This window comes from Aeromicrobium sp. Leaf350, from assembly GCF_916858655.1.
Classification (GTDB): domain Bacteria; phylum Actinomycetota; class Actinomycetes; order Propionibacteriales; family Nocardioidaceae; genus Aeromicrobium.
The window spans coordinates 184,726-202,006 of sequence record NZ_CAKASL010000003.1 but is presented as its reverse complement, the minus strand read 5'-3'; the positions used below and the strand labels follow the sequence as shown (position 1 = coordinate 202,006).

Genomic DNA, 17,281 nt, shown 5'->3' with positions numbered 1-17,281 from the left:
GGCGGTGGGAGGGCGGGGTGGGGAGCCGCGGGGCAGACTGACGGCATGGACCCCCGCGCTCGGCTCGGCGAGCTGATCTTCGCCCGCGTGGCCGGCGACGACGGCCCGGCGCACCGCGACCGCATCCACGGCGCCGAGGGCCCCCGACGGTTCGGACCCGACTCGGCGATCACCCAGGTGCACGGCGACGCGTCGATGTTCGTCGGTGGCATCCGAGCCCTGCTCCTGCAGTCGCTGCACCCCCTGGCGATGGCCGCGGTCGACCAGCACTCCGGCTTCCGCGGCGACCCGTGGGGACGCCTGCAGCGCACGAGCCACTTCCTGGCCGTCACGACCTTCGGCACCGAGGCCGATGCCGATCGCATGGTGCGGGCCGTGCGGGCGGTGCACGAGAAGGTCACCGGCACGGCTCCCGACGGGCGCCCCTACGCCGCCTCCGACCCGCACCTGCTGCGGTGGGTGCACGTCGCCGAGGTCGACAGCTTCCTGCGCGCGCACGACCGCTACGGCGCCAAGCCCCTCGACGCGGACGGACGCGACCGTTACCTCGCGGAGGCCGCTGTCGTGGCGCGACAGCTCGGCGCCGTCGACGTTCCCGAGTCCGTCGCCGAGCTGGCCCAGGTGCTCGCCGACTACCGCCCCGAGCTGCAGAGCACCCCCGCCGCGCGACGCACGGCACGGTTCCTGCTGGTCAACCCGCCGGTGCCGCTGCCGCTGCGCGCGCCGTACGGACTGCTCGCGGCCTCGGCCGTCGGGCTGCTGCCGCTCTGGGCCCGCCTGCCGCTGCGACTGCCCTGGCTGCCGGTCGCCGAGTCGACCGCGGTGCGGCTGGGCGGCGAGACCGCCGTCCGCACGATCCGCTGGGCCATGACGCCACCGACCGGCTGAGGGCCACCGGCGGCTGAGGTACCCCCTTCGAGGCTCCTTCGTCGCACCTCAGGGACCGGGACGGACCCGGGGTGCGGTCAGCGGATCGGGGCGACGCGGTCGAGGAAGGCGAGGTAGTCGCTGACCGCGTCCTCGAACGGCTCTCCGAGGTAGATGTCGAAGTGCCCGACGTCGTGGTGCCGCACCTCGATCGCCGACGACCGCGCGAGCTGGCGGGTCGCCGTGCGCGCCGGCGCCACCGTGTCGCGGTCGCAGACCGCCGCCAGCACGGGGATCGTGATGTCCGAGGCCTTGCGACCGGGGCCGTAGAGCATGACCTCGACGGCGGCCCGTCCCGCCATCCGGTTCTCGAAGTCGGGGGCGTCGGCGGTGAGCACCCGCATCGCCGGCTGGGCGTCGGGAGCTGTCATCAGCGCGGTCTCGCCCGGCACGCCCGACCCCGCGACGTACACCGGGCCGCGGCCGAACAGCCGGGCCAGGAGGTCGCGCACCGCGGTCCAGGTGACCTTCAGCGACGTCACCGTGGGAACCACCCGCAGCGACGCGATGCCGTCGGTGAACGGGCACTGGGCGATCGCGGCGACCAGGTCGTCCCGCGTGGCCGCGAGCGTGAGCGCGTGCCCACCGCCGAAGCTCGTCCCCCACACCACGACGCGCGTCGGGTCGACGCCCGGGAGGGTGCGGGCGTGGGCGATGGCCGCGTCCCAGTCCTCCAGCTGTCGCTTCACGGACAGCACCTGCCGCGGTGCGCCGCCGCTGCCGCCGAAGGACCGGTAGTCGAAGGCGAGCGCCGCGTACCCCGCCTCGGCGAAGCGCTGCGCGAAGGCGTCGAGGCCCGCCGACTTCACGTAGCCGAGTCCGTGACCGAGGACCACGACCGGCACCGGATCCGGACCGGCGGGCGGATAGAACCAGCCCTCGACCGTGGTGCCGTCGACCTCGAAGGTGACCGTCGTCCTCATCGTGCTCCTTGTCGGCTGCCGAGCCCTCGCCCTACAGCGTCAGCACCCGGCCGGCGATGACGAGCAGGACCTGGTCGCACTCCGCGGCGACCGCCTGGTTGGCGCGTCCGAGCATGTCACGGAACAGGCGTCCGGACCGGTGTTCCGGCACGACGCCCATGCCGACCTCGTTGGTGACGACGACGACCGGGCGCTCGGTCTCGGCCACGGCCCGGGCCACGGCGGCGATGCGCTCGCGCAGCACGGGCTCCCACTCCTCGAGCACCGCGTCCCAGGCGTCGAGCTCGTCGAGCTGCGCCGTGATCCACGTGCCGAGGCAGTCGACCAGCACGGCACCCTCGGCCGCCGCCAGCGCCTCGGGCAGGTCGATCGACTCGACCGTGTGCCAGTGCTGGGGCCGCCGCGAGCGGTGCGTCGCGACGCGCGCGGCCCAGTCGGGGTCGTCCTCGACCTCCGGGGACGGGCCCGGCGCGATGTACGTGACGACCGGTTCACCGACCACGAGCGACTCGGCGTGGAAGGACTTCCCGGAGCGCACGCCTCCGGTCACGAGCACCTTCATCGGCCCATCTCCGTCCACCTCGGCTCCAGGGCCCTCACAGTAGCCATCCCAGCGCCCGAGTTGCAGTCCGCCAACCGGGTGCCAGAGTTACCGGATCGGCCGCACCACGTTCGACGAGGAGCACGCCCATGACTGACGCCTCCCAGGCATCCCAGGATTCACCGAAGCAGACCGAGGAGCTCGAGCGCGCCATCGGCGGCCCGCTCCTGTTCTTCTACGTGCTCGGCGACGTGCTCGGATCGGGCATCTACGCCCTGATCGGCGTCATGGCGTTCACGGTGGGCGGTGCGTTCTGGCTGTCGTTCGTCATCGGCGTCTCCGTCGCGCTGCTGACCGGGTTCGCCTACGCCGAGCTCATCACGAAGTACCCGCAGGCCGCGGGCGCGGCGCTCTACACGCACAAGGCGTTCAAGAGCCCGCCCGTCACCTTCCTCGTGACGTTCTGCCTGCTCGCTGCCACGATCGCCGCGGCCGGCACGCTCGCGCGGGTCTTCGGCGGCACGTACTTCGAGTCCATCACCGAGGGTACGATCCTCGAGGGCATGTCGACCACCGCGGTCGCGATCATCTTCATCGTCACCCTGTCGCTGCTGAACTTCCGCGGCATCAGCGAGTCGGTCTGGGCCAACGCGATCATGACGGCGGTCGAGACGATCGGTCTGGCGATCGTGCTGCTCGTCGGCGTGCTCGTCGTGGTCAACGGCGACGCCAACTTCAGCCAGCCGTTCGACCTCAACGACGGCAACCCCGCCGTCGTGGTGCTGAGCGGCGTGGCGCTCGCGTTCTTCGCGATGACCGGCTTCGAGAACGCCGCCAACATCGCCGAGGAGGTCCGCGAGCCGAGCAAGGTGTTCCCGAAGGCGCTGCTCGGCGGCATGGCGACGGCCGGCGTCCTCTACATGGTCATCGCGTTCATCGCCTCGATGGTGGCGCCGATCGAGGACCTCTCGAAGGACGGCGGCGAGGGCGGCAGCCTCCTGACCGTGGTGCAGGCCGGGCCGCTCGCGATCCCCGACGAGATCTTCGCCGTCATCGCGCTGATCGCCGTCACCAACACGGCGCTCGTCTCGCTGGTCGCGCAGTCGCGCATCATGTACGGCATGGCGAAGCAGGGCATCGTGCCCCGCATCTTCGCTCGCACCCACGCCACCCGGCGCACGCCGTGGGTCGCCATCATCTTCACCGCGAGCCTGGTCTGCCTGCTGCTGGCCACCGCCGACGTCGACCGGCTCGCGACCGTGACGGTGCTGTTCCTGATCGTCGTCTACGGCGTCGTCTGCCTCGCGGCGCTCGTGCTGCGTCGCGGGTCCGGCGTCGACCACGAGCACTACAAGGCTCCGACGTTCCTGCTGTACCTCGGCGTGGCCGCGAACGCCGCCATCCTCGTCTACACCGCGATCGACGACCCTGGCTCTCTGGTGTGGTGTGGGGGCATCCTGGCCATTGGTGTGGTCATGTACTTCATCAACAGGATCGTCATGAAGGGCGATCCGCAGTCGATCGATCCGGCCGAGCTCACCGGATGACCTGAGCTCACTCACCTTCTAGGGGTTGCCATGCACGTGCTCGTCGCCACCGACGGATCACGCCAGTCTCACGACGCGGCGAAGTTCCTGCGCAAGACCGTCGACCCGAAGTCCGTCACGAAGATCTCGGTCGTCGCCGTCGTGAGTCCGCTCGCTGCCGTGCCTTTCGCGACCGACGACGACTCCAGCATCGACGAGATGTCGTTCCGCGCCTCGGCCGAGAAGGCCGTGCTGGGCGTGGCCGCCGACTTCGCCGACTGGGGTCCGCCCGTCTCGACGCACGTGTACGGCGGCTCGCCGGCGGGCGAGATCCTCAAGGCTGCGACCCGATTCGGCTCGGGGCTGATCGTGCTCGCGAGCAGCAGCACCCGCACCCAGGCCGTGCTGATGGGCTCGGTCGCCAACAAGGTGCTCAACCAGGCCAGCGCGCCCGTGCTCGTGCACCGGCCCGCTGCCCGCAAGAAGGCCGCGAAGAAGAAGTAGGTCGATTCCGACCTGCCACGACGCCGTCGGGCCTAGTCTCGCGGCATGCGCGTCCACCATCTCGTCGCGGGGCGCATGTCGCCGCCGCTGGGTCCTGCAGTCATCTGTCACGTCCTCCTCGTGGAGCACCCGGAGGGGCTGACGCTCGTCGACAGCGGCCTGGGTCGCGCCGACCTGGCCGACCCGAAGCGGCTCGGCCCGGCCCGGCACCTGCTGCGGCCCCAGCAGGGCGTCACGGCGATCGACGCCGTCGAGGCGGCCGGGTTCGACGCGGCCGACGTGGCCCACGTCGTGCTGACGCACCTCGACTTCGACCACGTCGGCGGGGCGCTCGACTTCCCACAGGCCACGTGGCACACGACCGCTGCCGAGTGGTCGGCCGCGACGACTGACATCAAGGGCATCGAGAAGTCGCGCTATCGCCAGGCGCACCTGGGCGGTTCACCGGTCGTGCAAGCCCACCCCGGCGAGGGCGACCCGTGGCGGCACGGGCTGTCGGCGATCGAGGTGCTCGACGGCATCAGCCTGGTCCCGATGATCGGCCACACCCGGGGCCACGCGGCCGTGACGGTCGAGGGAGAGTCAGGCCTGGTCGTGCACGCGGGCGACGCCGTGTTCGACGCGAGCCACTACGACCCGACGCTGGCGAAGATCGGGATCCTGCGCGCGTTCGAGAAGACCGTGGTCCGCATCCCGAAGCGGCTCAAGGGCAATCACGCGGCCCTCGCCACCCTGCACGCCGACCCGGACGTCACGGTCGTCAACGCCCACGACGAGCGAGCGTACCCGGGCTGACGCCGCCGCTCGAGCGTCCACCTGGCCGTGAAAAAGTGGTCCCATGAGCGACGGACCGTCCCTGAGCGACCGGGCGACCGGGTGGGCGTTCCTCGTCTGCGGCGCGCTGCTGCCGATCGCGGTCGCCGGACGCTGGGCCACCACGGGCGAACCGCTGTGGGCCGAGTCGAGCCGGCTGGTCGTCAACCTGGCGGCGCCCACCCTGATGGTCGTCATGACCGCCCTGCTCCTCACGTTCGGCGCGGTGGTGCTCGAGTGGACCAGCTCGCTCAGAGCCGTGTCGGCCACCCTGGTGCTGACCCTGGTGTTCATCGCCCTCCTCGGCGCCATGTGTCTCGTGGCGCCGTCCGAGATGGTCGGCCAGGGCCGAGGCGCGCCGAGGACGGAGACGGCGGCCGTCGTCACCGGCGTCGTCCTGCTGACCGCGGTCGGAGCGATCTGTGCACTCTCGGCGGCGTTCGCCCTCAGACGTCGATCACGGGACCGCCAGGAACCCGTAGACCCCGAGGCCTGACGTCAGAGACCTGCTTGGAGGCGCAGGCCGGCGAGCAGCAGGTCGAGCCCGGCGCGGAACTGGACGGCGTCGTCGTGGCCGGAGAACTCCTCGACGATGTGCGTGACGAAGGGGTACTCGGCCGGATCGAGCGCGCGCCACTGGTCGGCGTAGCGCTCGAGGTACTCGTCGCGTCCGACCTTCCCCTCGACGACCTCGCGTGGCGGCTCCTGGCCCAGGTCGGCCGCGGTGCCCACGACGAAGCCGATCACCGCCGAGACGGCGTGGAACTGCTGGAGCGGCGTGAGGACGCCCAGCCGCAGCACCTCCTGTCCGAGCCGGTCGTACATCTTCAACGACCAGGGCTGGAGCCCCGTGCTGCGCATGAAGTACGTGCCGAGCCACGGGCGGTCGACGATCGCGTCGAACAGCGTGAGCGCGACGGCCCGGAGGTCGGCGATCGGGTCGTCGGTGCGGGCGAGCCGCTCGATGTCGGCCAGCACGCCCTCGAGCACGTGGTCGGTGGCCCGGTCGAGCAGCTCGTCCTTGCTCGCGACGTACCAGTAGATGCTGGCGACACCTCCCCCGAGCCGCTCGGCCAGGGCGCGGAAGGTGAGGGCCGGCTCGCCCGCCTCGTCGAGCAGGGCGACGGCCTCGGTCAGCACCGCGTCCATCGAGTGCGAGGCGCGCGGACGGCCACCTCGGCGGCGGGTCGCGGGGCGTCTTTCGGGCGGTGCCATGGCTCACATCCCATCACACCTTGCACATCATCGAACAACGTTCTATGTTATCGAACGGCGTTCGAGAGTCGAACGCCGTTCGATACAGTCCCGAGAGGAGGCGGTCGCGATGACCACCCCCCACGCCACCACGACGCCCACCCCCACCCGCACCTACCCGTCACTGCGCGCGGCGTGGATCCCGCTCGCCGCCCTCTGCCTGGCCTTCTTCGTCGAGATGGTCGACAACACGCTGCTGACGATCGCGCTGCCGACGATCGGCCGCGACCTCGGCTGCGAGACCACGACGCTGCAGTGGATCACCGGCGCCTACTCCCTGACGTTCGGCGGCCTGCTGCTCACCGCCGGCGCGACCGCCGACCGGCTGGGACGCCGGCGGGTCCTGCTGGTCGGCCTCGCCGCGTTCGGCGTGCTGAGCCTGCTCGTCGTGCTCGTCTCGACCGCCGGAGAGCTCATCGCCCTGCGCGCCGGACTGGGCATCTGCGCCGCGGCGATGGCCCCCATCACGAACTCGCTGGTCTTCCGGCTCTTCGAGGACCAGGCGCTGCGCATGCGCGCCATGACGCTGATGATCACCGTCGGCCTGTCGGGCTTCGTGCTCGGCCCACTGCTCGGCGGCACCGCCCTCGCGCACGTCAGCTGGGAGTGGCTGCTCGTGGTCAACGCGCCGATCGCGCTGATCGCCGGCATCGGCGTGTGGAAGGGCGTCGCCCCCGACCGCCGCGAGGACCTCACCGACGACCGGCTCGACCTGCCCGGCGCGCTCCTCAGCATCGCCGCGATCGGCCTGGCCTGCTACACCCTCACCAACGCCGTCGAGCACGGCTGGTTCGCCACCACGACGCTGCTGACCGTCGTCGGCGCGGGTGCCGCGCTGGTCGCGTTCGTGTGGCACGAGCGCCGCACGCCGTCGCCGATGCTCGACCTCACCCTGTTCCGCAGCGGCACCGTCCGCGGTGCCTCGATCGCCCAGATCGGCACGTCGATCGCCATGGCCGGCGTGATGTTCGGCCTGATCCTGCACTTCCAGTACGCCTACGGGTGGAGCCCCGTCCGCGCCGGCCTGGCCAACCTGCCGCTCATCGCGACGATGATCCTGGCGTCACCGCTCTCGGAGTCGCTGGCCAAGCGGTACGGCCACCGCATCGCCTGCCTGATCGGCGCCGGCCTCCTGTCGGCCTCCCTCGTGGGGATGGCGTGGGGCGTCGAGCACGGCTACCTCGCCATCGCCGCCTCGATGGTCGTGATGACGATCGGCCTGCGCACCGTCATGACGATCTGCGCCGTCGCGCTGGTCGACGCGATGCCCGCCAACCGGACGTCGATGGGCACCGCCCTCAACGACACCGCGCAGGAGGTCGGCACCAGCGTCGGCACGGCCGTCGTCGGCACCCTCATCGCGGTGCTGGTCACGACCCACCTGCCCGCCGGGGCGTGGAGCAGCGACCTGGTCGCGTCGTTCTTCCACGGCGAGCGCGTGCTCTTCGGCGCCCTGGCGGTGGTGGTGGGGGTCGTGGTCGGCTGGGGTGCCCTGACCCTCACCGACTCCCGCTCGGTCGAGGAGCACCCCTGAGCTGGGCCCCAGGTGTCAGGGGGTCGTGACCAGGATGCCCGTCGCGTCGGCGTAGAGGTGGTCGCCGGGCTCGATGCGGATGCCACCGATCGTCACCGGCACGTCGACCTCGCCGCGACCCTGACGGTCCGAGCGACGTGGGATCGATCCGAGCGCCCGGACCCCGATGTCGAGGGTGCGCAGGATCTCCACGTCGCGCACCGCGCCCGCGATCACGACACCCGCCCAGCCCTGCTCGACGGCGCCCTCGGCGATCATGTCGCCCAGCAGGGCGACGGTCAGTGACCCGGCGCCGTCGACCACGAGCACGGCTCCCTCACCGGGCGTCGCGAGCAGCTCCTTGACCCGGGAGTTGTCCTCGAGGCACCGCACCGTGCGGACCCGACCGTCGAACACCTCCCGTCCGCCGAAGTCGAGGAAGCCGGAGGCGACGACGCGCGCGGCGTCGCCCAGCTCGTCGGACAGGTCAGGAGTCGTGAACGAGGTCATGGCGACAGCCTCACAGAAGGAGACAAGACGGCACCCGCACGGCCCACCCCGTAGGTTCGGACCATGACCACGCGCGAGTTCTGGCGGAGCATCGAGGCCATCCACGACGTCGTGTACTTCGCGCCGTACGCGAAGCAGCGGTACGAGGCGATCGGGCTCAAGGGGTTCTGGATGGGGTACGCCGCATCGCGGTCGGCAGCGCTCGGCACGCCCGGGCCGGAGGTCGTCACGGCGCTGTTCCACGGCTTCGCGCCGGCGATGATCGCCCGCGCCCTCCCCGACGCGTGGGCCATGGCCGATCGCGAGGAGGTGCTGCGGGTGCGGCTCGGGATCGCCCGCGACCGCGTGGTCGAGGCGATCGGCGACCAGGACGTCACCCGCACGGCCGATGCGACCCAGCGGCTCGTCGAGCAGCTCGACCTCGCCGGGCGCCCGCTCGCTGCAGCACACGCGTCGCTGCCGATTCCCGAGGACCCGGTCGAGCGGCTCTGGAACGCGGTGACGGTGCTGCGCGAGTACCGCGGCGACTGCCACGTGGCGGTGCTGACCGCGGCCGGGCTCGGCGGCGCCTCGGCGAACGCGCTGGCCGTGGCCACGGGCATCGTGCCCGCCAACCAGCGGGAGTTCCGCGGGTGGACCGAGGACGAGTGGTCGGCGGCCTTCGACCGTCTCCAGCAGTTCGGCTGGGCCACCGGCACCGAGGCCACCGACACGGGCCGCATCGCCCGCGCCCGGCTCGAGGACGCGACCGACCGCTCCTGCGGCGCCGGCCTCGACCAGGAGGCGACGGCTCGCGCCTACGCCCTCACCAACGACCTGCTGCCGATCGCCCGCGCGGTCGAGGAGTCCGGCGCCGTCGCCTACCCCAACCCCACCGGCGTCCCCCGCCCGTAGGTCCCTGGGCTGAGGTGTCCGCCACCACCGGAGCGGTCAGTCCAGCACGGTCACGAACACCGCGTCCGTCGCGGCGGGGCCGAGGTTGACCGCGGCACCGTCGCCGACCCGCACCTCGATCGCGCCCGAGTACGGCTCGCCCTCACCGATCGCCAGACGCGCACCGGGCAGGACACCGGCCGACTCCAGGTGCTGCAGCAGACCGGGGTCGCGGTCCGAGATGCGCTCGACGAGCACCGTCGAACCCGCTTCGACCCCCGTGAGCCGCACCGCGTCAGGCATCGTGATGACGCCGTCGGCGCTGGGAATCGGGTCACCGTGCGGGTCACGCGTGGGCCGGCCGAGCACCTCGTCGATGCGGTCGACCATGAAGTCCGAGACCGCGTGCTCGAGGCTTTCCGCCTCGTCGTCGACCTGGTCCCACGTGTAGTGCAGCACCTGCACGAGGAACGTCTCGATGAGCCGGTGACGGCGCACCATCGCGAGGGCGAGCGTGCGGCCGGACGGCGTCAGCTCGACGGCACCGTACGGGTCGTGCGCGATGAGACCCTGCTCGGTCATCTTCACGAGCGCGCCCGAGACCGTGGAGGTGCGCAGGTCGACCCGCTCGGCGATGCGACTCGCGGTGAGGGGCTCGGTCGTCCACTCCTGCAGGCTCCACATCGCCTTCAGGTAGTTCTGCACGCTGGGCGTGAGGTCCTCGACCGACGTGACCGTCATGCCCCGGAGTCTAGGACAGCAGCGCCGTGGCCCTCAGTCGATGAGGGCGGCGACGCTCAGTCGATGAGGGCGGCGACGCCCGGCACCGCGCAGAACAGCGCGATGAACACGGCCGTGCGGGCGAGACCGCGCTGCAGCTGCTGGCGAGGCGTCGTCGCCGCGTCGAGCCTCCAGGACAGGTCTACCATGAGATCGACGGTACACCGATCTTCAAGCCTCCGCCACACCAACCCCTGAGAGTTCGGTGCACCGAACTCTCCGGGGTGGGGCGGTCAGATCTGCTCGCGGCGACGCAGGTGCGCGGCCATCGCCAGCGCCAGGGCGCCCAGCAGGATCAGGCGTAGACCGGTCCACGTCGAGGGCAGCTCCGGGGCTCCCGTGGCCGGCAGCGTGCCGTCCGGGAGGGCCACCGATCCGCCGGCCGGGGTCGCCGCCCCGGGGACCGTCGGCGTGACCGGAACCGCGTCCGCCGTGACCGAGATCGCCGAGACCGCGTGACCCGTCGCGCCCGCCGGCGTGAAGCCGGAGGCCACCAGCGAGTGCGCGCCCGGCAGCACGGCCGCGTTGCTCGGGAAGGTCACGGGCAGCACTGCGGTGCCGGCGGCGTTCGCCTGGGCGACACCCAGGGGCTCCGGCACGGAGTACACGTGGATCTCGACCAGCGAGCCAGGGTAGAAGCCGGTCGCCGTGGCGGTGACCTGCTGCCCGGCCACGACGTTCGTGACCGGGTTGCCCGCGGCGTCGGTGAGGCCGACGCCCAGACCGGCCGTCGCGGCCGGGACCGTCGGCGGGGCCACGGTGCCCACGACCGTGACGGCCGCGGAGGTGGCTGCCGACGACGAGCCGGCCGGCGTCGTCGCGACCACCGAGAACGTGGTGGAACCCGGGGCGATGCCCGTGATCAGGCAGGTCGTCCCCGTCGTCGTGCACGTCGGGCCACCCGCGCCGGCGGTCACCGTGTAGGTGATCGGGCCCGAGCCACCGTCGTCGGTCGGCGCGGTCCAGCTCACGATCGCCTGGTTCGCACCCGGCGTGGCCGCGGCCGCGGCCGGAGCACCCGGAGCGACGGCAGCGACCGAGATCGAGATCGTCGCCGAGGCGGTGCCGGCCGTGGCGCCGGACCCGGTGACCGTGTAGGTCGTCGCTGCCTGGGCCGCACCCGTCGGCGTGCCGCTGACGACGCCCGTCGACGCATCGAGGCTCAGACCCGCGGGCAGCGGGGCGTCCACGACGTACGTCACGGCGCCAGTGAAGCCAGTGGCCGTCAGGGCCGTGGTCGGGGTGATCGCCGTGCCGTGCGTCCCCGTGACGGTCTGGGTCGCGGGGGTGAGACCGGCGACCTGGATCGTGACGGTGCCGGTCTCGCTGAAGTCACCGTCGGTGGCGGTCAGCGTGAAGTCCGTGGCCGCGAGGGCCACGGTGGGCGTCCCGCTGATGACGCCCGTGTCCTCGTCGAGGCTCAGACCGTCCGGCAGCGCCGGGCTGACCGAGTAGGTGACCGTGCCCGGGAACCCGTCGGTCGACGGCGCCGTGGTCGGCGTGATCGGCTCGCCGACCGTGCCCTGCACGCTCGTCGTCGCGCCCGACAGCACCGGGGCCACCGAGATCGACACCGAGACCTTCGCCGAGCCGGACGTGGCGCCGGTACCGGTGATCGTGTAGCTCGTGGCCGCCTGGGCGCCACCCGTCGGCGTTCCGCTGATGACACCCGTGTCGGGGTCCAGCGCGAGCCCGGCGGGCAGCGGGTCGGACGTGTAGGTGATCGCGCCGACGAAGCCCGAGCCGGTCAGGGTCGAGGTCGGCGTGATGGCCTCACCCTGCGTCGCCGTGACCGTCTGGGTCGCGGGCGTCAGCGCCGACACCGCGATCGTCACGGACGAGGTGGCCGTGAATCCGCCACCCGTCCCGGTGATCGTGTAGGTCTGCGCCAGCTGCGACGCGGTCGGTGTGCCGCTCACGACACCCGTCGTCGTGTTGAGGCTCAGGCCCGTCGGCAGCGCCGGCGAGATCGCGTAGGTCGGGGTGCTCGGGAAGCCCACCGGCGTCAGCGCGGTGGTCGGCGTGATCGCCGCACCCGCCTGGCCCGAGACCGACTGCGTCGCCGGGGTGATCGCCGCAGCGACCGAGACCGCCACGGTGGCCGTCGCGGTGCCGAAGGTCGAGCCCGTGGCCGTGATCGTGTGGGTCGTGGAGGCCTGCGCCGTGGTCGGCGTGCCGCTGACGACACCCGTCGCGGTGTTCAGGCTCAGGCCGGCCGGGAGCGCCGGCGAGACGGAGTAGGTCGGAGTACCGGCGACGGTCGCGGTCAGCGCCTGCGTCGGCGTGACGGCCTGGCCTGCCGTGCCGGCGATCGACTGCGAGGCGGGGGTGACGGTCGCGGCGACGGCGATCGAGATCGTGGCGGTCGCCGTGCCGGCGAGCGAGCCCGTGCCGGTGACGGTGTAGGTCGCGGCGGCCTGCGCCGTGGTCGGGGTGCCGCTGACCACGCCGGTGGCGCTGTTCAGCGTCAGACCGGTCGGCAGCGCCGGCGCCACGGCGTACGACGTCGTTCCGGCGAGACCGTCGGGGGTGTACGCGGTGGTGGGAGTGATGGCCGTGCCCGCCGTGCCCGTGACGGTCTGGGTCGCGGGCGCCAGGGAGTCGATCACGACCTTCGAGACGAGGCCGTCGCCGAAGTGGACGACGAAGAACGTCGAGCTCGAGGCCGAGGCGATGGCGCCCCACGGGCCCTCGCCCGTGGCGACCGTCGTCTGCACGGTGTTGTTCGCCGTCGTGACGATCGAGGCGGTGCCCTCACTGTTGGCCACGGCCAGGCGAGTCCCGTCGCGCGAGAGCGCCACGTGCCGCGGACCCGCACCGACCGGGATCGTCGCGAGGACGGCTCCTGTCGTCGGGTTCACGGCATAGACACGGCTGGCGACCGCAAGGCCGGTGTTGTTGAAGTCCGCCACGTACAGCGTGGCGCCGTCCGCGGTCGGGGCCACGCCCCACGGCCGGGTGCCGGTGGGCAGCGCCAGGGTGGAGGTGATGGTGTTGGTCGCGGTCGAGAGGACCCGCACCACGGCGCCGGTCAGGCTCGGCACGTAGAGCTTCGTGCCGTCGGACGAGAGGGCCAGCTGGTAGGCGCCGCCCGGTGTCGGCACCGTGGCGACGACCGTGTTGGTGGCGGTGTCGATCACGGAGACCGAGGCCGGCGTCCCCGCGACGTTCGAGACGTAGAGACGCGATCCGTCGGCGGAGAGCTTGAGGGCCGTGGGCTGGGCGCCCACCGGGATCGTCGAGGTCACCGCACCGGTGGCGGCGTTCATCACCAGCACCCGGCCACCCTCGCGGGCCGCCACGTAGAGCTTGGTGCCGTCGGGCGAGACGACGACGTCCGCCGCGCGGCTCCCCTCGCCGAGGGGGTAGCGGGCGGCGAGGGTCATGGTGGCCGTGTTCACGACCGCGATGTCCGCGTTGGTCCAGGTCGCGACGTAGAGCTTGGAGCCGTCAGGCGACAGCGAGCCCGTCGTCGCGAAGGCGGCCACGTCGATCGACGTCACCGTCGGTGCGGCCTGGGCCGGCGCGGAGAGCACCGAGAGCGAGACCGCCGCGAGCAGCGTGGCGAGCAGGAGGTGGAGCCGGTGGCCCCGTCCCGTCCGGACCGGACGGGCAGATGAGGGGGTGTTCCCGAGATACGTCACGCGTGATCTTCACACGCCGCGGGGTGCACCGCTCGCTCGAGCGGTGCACCCCGACGACAAACCATCCTTCGTGACTACGCGCTCTGCCGAAGGTCCCGCGGCGAGGCGGTCAGAACTGCTCGCGGCGACGCAGGTGCGCGGCCATCGCCAGCGCCAGGGCGCCCAGCAGGATCAGGCGCAGGCCCGTCCACGTCGAGGGCAGCTCGGGAGCACCCGTGGCCGGCAGCGTGCCGTCCGGCAGCGCGACCGATCCGCCGGCCGGCGTCGTGACGCCCGGCGTGGGCGGCACGGCGTCGGCGACGACCGTCAGGTTCGACGTGGCGTGACCCGTGACCCCGGCCGGCGTGAAGCCGGAGGCGACCAGCGTGTGCACGCCAGGCACGACGGCCGCGTTGGACGGGAAGGAGACCGGCAGGACCGCCGTGCCCGTCGCGTCGGCCTGGGCGACGCCCAGCGGCTCCGGCACCGAGTACACGTGGATCTCGACCAGCGAGCCGGGGTAGAAGCCCGTCGCCGTCGCGGTGACCTGCTGGCCCGCCTTCACGGTCGTGACCGGGTCACCGGCCGCGTTCGTGAGCTCGACGTCCAGGCCGGCCGTGTCCGACGGCACCGTCTCGGGTGCCACCGTGCCGACGATCGTCACCGGGGCCGAGACCGCCGGCACCGACGAGCCGGACGGCGTCGTCGCGACGACCGAGAAGGTCGTCTCGCCCGGCGCCAGACCCGTGATCAGGCAGGAGGTGCCGGTCGTGGTGCACGTCAGGCCGCCTGGGGCGGAGGTGACGGTGTAGGTGATCGGGCCGTCGCCGCCGTCGTCGGTCGGGGCGTCCCAGCCGATGATCGCCTGGTTGGCACCCGGCGTCGCGACGACCGAGGTGGCGGCACCGGGCGCGACCGCGGCGACCGAGATCTCGACCGTGGCCGATGCCGTTCCGGCAGTCTCACCGGATCCGGTCACCGTGTAGGTCGTGGCGGCCTGCGCCGCACCGGTCGGGGTTCCGCTGATGACGCCCGTGGCCGCATCGAGCGTGAGCCCGTCCGGCAGCGGGGCGTCGACGACGTAGGACACGGCGCCGGTGAACCCGACCGCCGTGAAGGCGTCGGTCGCGGTGATCGCCGTGCCGTGCGTCGCCGTGACGGTCTGGGTCGCGGGGGTGAGCCCGGCGACCTGGATCGTGACGGTCGCGGTCTCGCTGAAGTCACCGTCGGTGGCGGTCAGCGTGAAGTCCGTCGAGGCGAGCGCCGCGGTCGGCGTGCCGCTGATGACACCCGTGTCGGGATCCAGGGACAGGCCGTCCGGCAGCGCCGGGTCGATCGAGTACGTGACCGTACCGGGGAAGCCGTCGGTCGACGGCGCCGTGGTCGGCGTGATCTCCTCACCGACGGTGCCCTGCACGCTCGTCGTCGCGCCGGACAGCACCGGGGCGACCGAGATCGTCACGGTCGCCCTCGCGGAGCCGGAGGTCGCACCCGTGGCGGTGACCACGTAGTCCGTCGCCGTCTGCGCGCCGCCGGTCGGCGTGCCGCTGATGACGCCCGTGTCGGAGTCCAGCGACAGGCCGGCCGGCAGCGGGTCGGACGTGTACGTGACCGCGCCGACGAAGTCGGACGCCGTGTACGCCTCGGTCGGGGTGATTGCCTCACCCTGCGTACCCGTGACGGTCTGCGTCGCGGGCGAGAGCGCCGAGACGGCGACGACGAGCTCGGTCGTGGCCGTGAAGCCGCCGCCCGTGCCGGTGATCGTGTAGGTCTGGGCGAGCTGCGAGGCCTCCGGGGTGCCGCTGACGACGCCCGTGTCGGGGTCGAGCGAGAGGCCAGCCGGCAGCGCCGGCGAGACGGTGTAGGTCGGGGCGGTCGGGAAGCCCACCGGCGTCAGGGCGGTGGTCGGCGTGATCGCCTCACCAGCCTGGCCCGAGACCGACTGCGTCGTGGGGGTGATCGCCGCGGCGACCTCGACAGCGACCGTGGCCGTGACCGATCCGGACGTGGAGCCGGCGGCGGTGATCGTGTAGGTCGCCGAGTCCTGCGCCGTCGTCGGGGCGCCGCTGACGACACCCGTCGTGGTGTCGAGGCTCAGACCCGCAGGGAGGGCCGGGGAGACCGCGTAGGAGACCGTGCCGACCAGGCCGGTCGGCGTCAGGGCGCTGGTGGCGGCGATGGGCTGGCCGGCCGTGCCGGAGACCGACTGGCTCGCCGGCGTCACGGTGGCGGCGACCGAGATCGAGACGCTGGCTGTGGCCGTGCCCGACGTGGAGCCGGTACCGGTGACCGCGTAGGTGGTCGCCGCCTGGGCGACGGTCGGCGTGCCGCTGATGACACCGGTGGTCGAGCTGAGGCTCAGACCGGACGGCAGCGCGGGCGAGACCGTGTACGACACAGTTCCGACCAGACCGGTCGGCGTGTAGGCGGTGGTCGGAGTGATGGCCTGACCCACCGTGGCGGTGACGGTCTGGGTGGCGGGAGCCAGCGCGGCGAGGTCGATGATCACCGCGGCGTCGCCGTCGTAGGCCGTCGCGTAGAGCTGGGAGCCCGACGGTGCCGCCTCGACGGTCCATGCGCCCGACACGCCGGTGATGGTCGACACCAACGACGACGTCGTCGTCGAGACCTCGGTGATCGAGCTGGACGACCCATTGGCGGTGTAGAGGCGGGAGCCGTCGGGCGACAGCGCGGCCACCCGAGGCCCTGCCCCGACCCCGACGGTCGCGGTGACGACTCCGGTTGCCGTCGCCACGACGTAGACGGAGCTCGACGCGTAACCGGTCACGTAGAGGCGTGTGCCGTCCGCCGACGGCACGACGTCCCACGGGCCCGACGACACCGGCAGGGAAATGGTCGACGTCACGGTGTTCGTGGTGGTCGAGATCCTCGCCACTCGGTCCACGTCGCTCACCGACGCGTACACGGTCGCTCCGTCGGGTGAGAAGGCGACCTCGCGGGGCCCGGAGCCCACGGTGACGTTCGAGACCACGGTGCTCGTCGCGGTGTCGATCACCGACACGGAGCCACTGCTGTAGTTCGCGACGTAGACCCGCGATCCGTCCGCCGAGACGTCGATGCCCAGCGGGTTGAACTGGACCGGGATCGTCACGAGCGCGTTGCCCGTCGCGGTGTCGATGACCCGGACCGAGTTCCCCTTGTAGTTGCTGACGTACAGACGGCTGCCGTCGGGCGACACGACGGCGGCGGCCGGCCCGCTACCCGTTGCGAAGGTGGCGCTCACGGTCTTCGTCGTCGTGTTGACCGCGGAGACAGTATTGCTGTCGTAGTTCGTCGTGTAGAACGTCGAACCGTCCGGCGAGAGCGCTCCGCCGTTGGGGCTGGCACCCACCTGGACCGACGTGAGCGTCGGAGCCGCCTGGGCCGGTGCCGCGAGCACCGACAGCGAGACGGCGGCGAGCAGCGTCGCGAGGAACAGGTGGAACGGGGACCGGGTCGACCCGAGAATACGCACGCGTGATCGTCGCACGCGA

General features: G+C 72.3%; 14 protein-coding genes and 1 pseudogene. 7 read left to right on the top strand and 8 right to left on the bottom strand.

What is annotated here, in order from left to right:
- The first annotated feature begins 45 nt into the window (after positions 1-45).
- Positions 46-888, top strand: coding sequence for an oxygenase MpaB family protein (locus tag LO931_RS14575; RefSeq protein ID WP_229054556.1), 843 nt, complete (start codon positions 46-48; stop codon positions 886-888).
- Between the two features lie 77 nt (positions 889-965).
- Here the strand turns inward: LO931_RS14575 and LO931_RS14570 are convergent.
- Positions 966-1,859, bottom strand: a pseudogene (locus tag LO931_RS14570) (alpha/beta hydrolase); the annotation flags it as partial.
- 22 nt (positions 1,860-1,881) lie between these two features.
- Complete coding sequence (gene cobU / locus LO931_RS14565) at positions 1,882-2,412, bottom strand: bifunctional adenosylcobinamide kinase/adenosylcobinamide-phosphate guanylyltransferase (protein ID WP_229054553.1); 531 nt, start codon at positions 2,410-2,412, stop codon at positions 1,882-1,884.
- A 128-nt stretch (positions 2,413-2,540) separates the two neighbouring features.
- Between cobU and LO931_RS14560 the strand changes: the two genes are divergently transcribed.
- The 4 genes from LO931_RS14560 to LO931_RS14545 are packed head-to-tail and all read left to right on the top strand — an operon-like array spanning position 2,541 to position 5,730.
- Positions 2,541-3,938: an APC family permease gene (locus tag LO931_RS14560; RefSeq protein ID WP_229054551.1), complete on the top strand. Its 1,398-nt coding sequence runs from the start codon at positions 2,541-2,543 to the stop codon at positions 3,936-3,938.
- Between the two features lie 30 nt (positions 3,939-3,968).
- Positions 3,969-4,421, top strand: coding sequence for a universal stress protein (locus LO931_RS14555; protein WP_229054549.1), 453 nt, complete (start codon positions 3,969-3,971; stop codon positions 4,419-4,421).
- A 45-nt stretch (positions 4,422-4,466) separates the two neighbouring features.
- Positions 4,467-5,216 (top strand): MBL fold metallo-hydrolase, encoded by a 750-nt coding sequence (locus tag LO931_RS14550; RefSeq protein WP_229054547.1) that lies wholly within the window; start codon positions 4,467-4,469, stop codon positions 5,214-5,216.
- A 43-nt stretch (positions 5,217-5,259) separates the two neighbouring features.
- Positions 5,260-5,730 (top strand): hypothetical protein, encoded by a 471-nt coding sequence (locus tag LO931_RS14545; RefSeq protein WP_229054546.1) that lies wholly within the window; start codon positions 5,260-5,262, stop codon positions 5,728-5,730.
- Between the two features lie 2 nt (positions 5,731-5,732).
- Here LO931_RS14545 and LO931_RS14540 read toward each other — a convergent pair whose 3' ends face one another.
- Entirely contained in the window at positions 5,733-6,449 is a 717-nt protein-coding gene (locus LO931_RS14540; protein WP_229054544.1) for a TetR/AcrR family transcriptional regulator, read from the bottom strand.
- A gap of 109 nt (positions 6,450-6,558) precedes the next feature.
- Between LO931_RS14540 and LO931_RS14535 the strand changes: the two genes are divergently transcribed.
- A complete protein-coding gene (locus LO931_RS14535; protein WP_229054542.1) occupies positions 6,559-8,022 on the top strand; it encodes an MFS transporter in 1,464 nt (487 codons plus the stop codon).
- 15 nt (positions 8,023-8,037) lie between these two features.
- Here the strand turns inward: LO931_RS14535 and rraA are convergent, their stop codons facing one another.
- The gene (rraA, locus tag LO931_RS14530) at positions 8,038-8,511 is read right to left on the bottom strand and encodes a ribonuclease E activity regulator RraA (RefSeq protein WP_229054540.1); all 474 of its coding nucleotides are present in this window, start codon (positions 8,509-8,511) and stop codon (positions 8,038-8,040) included.
- Between the two features lie 63 nt (positions 8,512-8,574).
- On the opposite strand from rraA, the gene LO931_RS14525 reads away from it, so the two are divergent.
- Positions 8,575-9,405 (top strand): hypothetical protein, encoded by an 831-nt coding sequence (locus tag LO931_RS14525; protein ID WP_229054539.1) that lies wholly within the window; start codon positions 8,575-8,577, stop codon positions 9,403-9,405.
- Between the two features lie 36 nt (positions 9,406-9,441).
- Here LO931_RS14525 and LO931_RS14520 read toward each other — a convergent pair whose 3' ends face one another.
- The 4 genes from LO931_RS14520 to LO931_RS14510 all read right to left on the bottom strand — a co-directional run bounded on the left by LO931_RS14520 (position 9,442) and on the right by LO931_RS14510 (position 17,262).
- Positions 9,442-10,125, bottom strand: coding sequence for a metal-dependent transcriptional regulator (locus LO931_RS14520; protein ID WP_229054537.1), 684 nt, complete (start codon positions 10,123-10,125; stop codon positions 9,442-9,444).
- 56 nt (positions 10,126-10,181) lie between these two features.
- Complete coding sequence (locus LO931_RS17560; protein WP_255657949.1) at positions 10,182-10,313, bottom strand: hypothetical protein; 132 nt, start codon at positions 10,311-10,313, stop codon at positions 10,182-10,184.
- A gap of 84 nt (positions 10,314-10,397) precedes the next feature.
- Positions 10,398-13,808 carry a putative Ig domain-containing protein gene (locus LO931_RS14515; protein WP_229054535.1) on the bottom strand — a complete coding sequence of 1,137 codons (3,411 nt, stop codon included), beginning with the start codon at positions 13,806-13,808 and terminating at the stop codon, positions 10,398-10,400.
- 109 nt (positions 13,809-13,917) lie between these two features.
- Positions 13,918-17,262: a putative Ig domain-containing protein gene (locus tag LO931_RS14510; RefSeq protein WP_229054533.1), complete on the bottom strand. Its 3,345-nt coding sequence runs from the start codon at positions 17,260-17,262 to the stop codon at positions 13,918-13,920.
- Between the last annotated feature and the right edge of the window lie 19 nt (positions 17,263-17,281).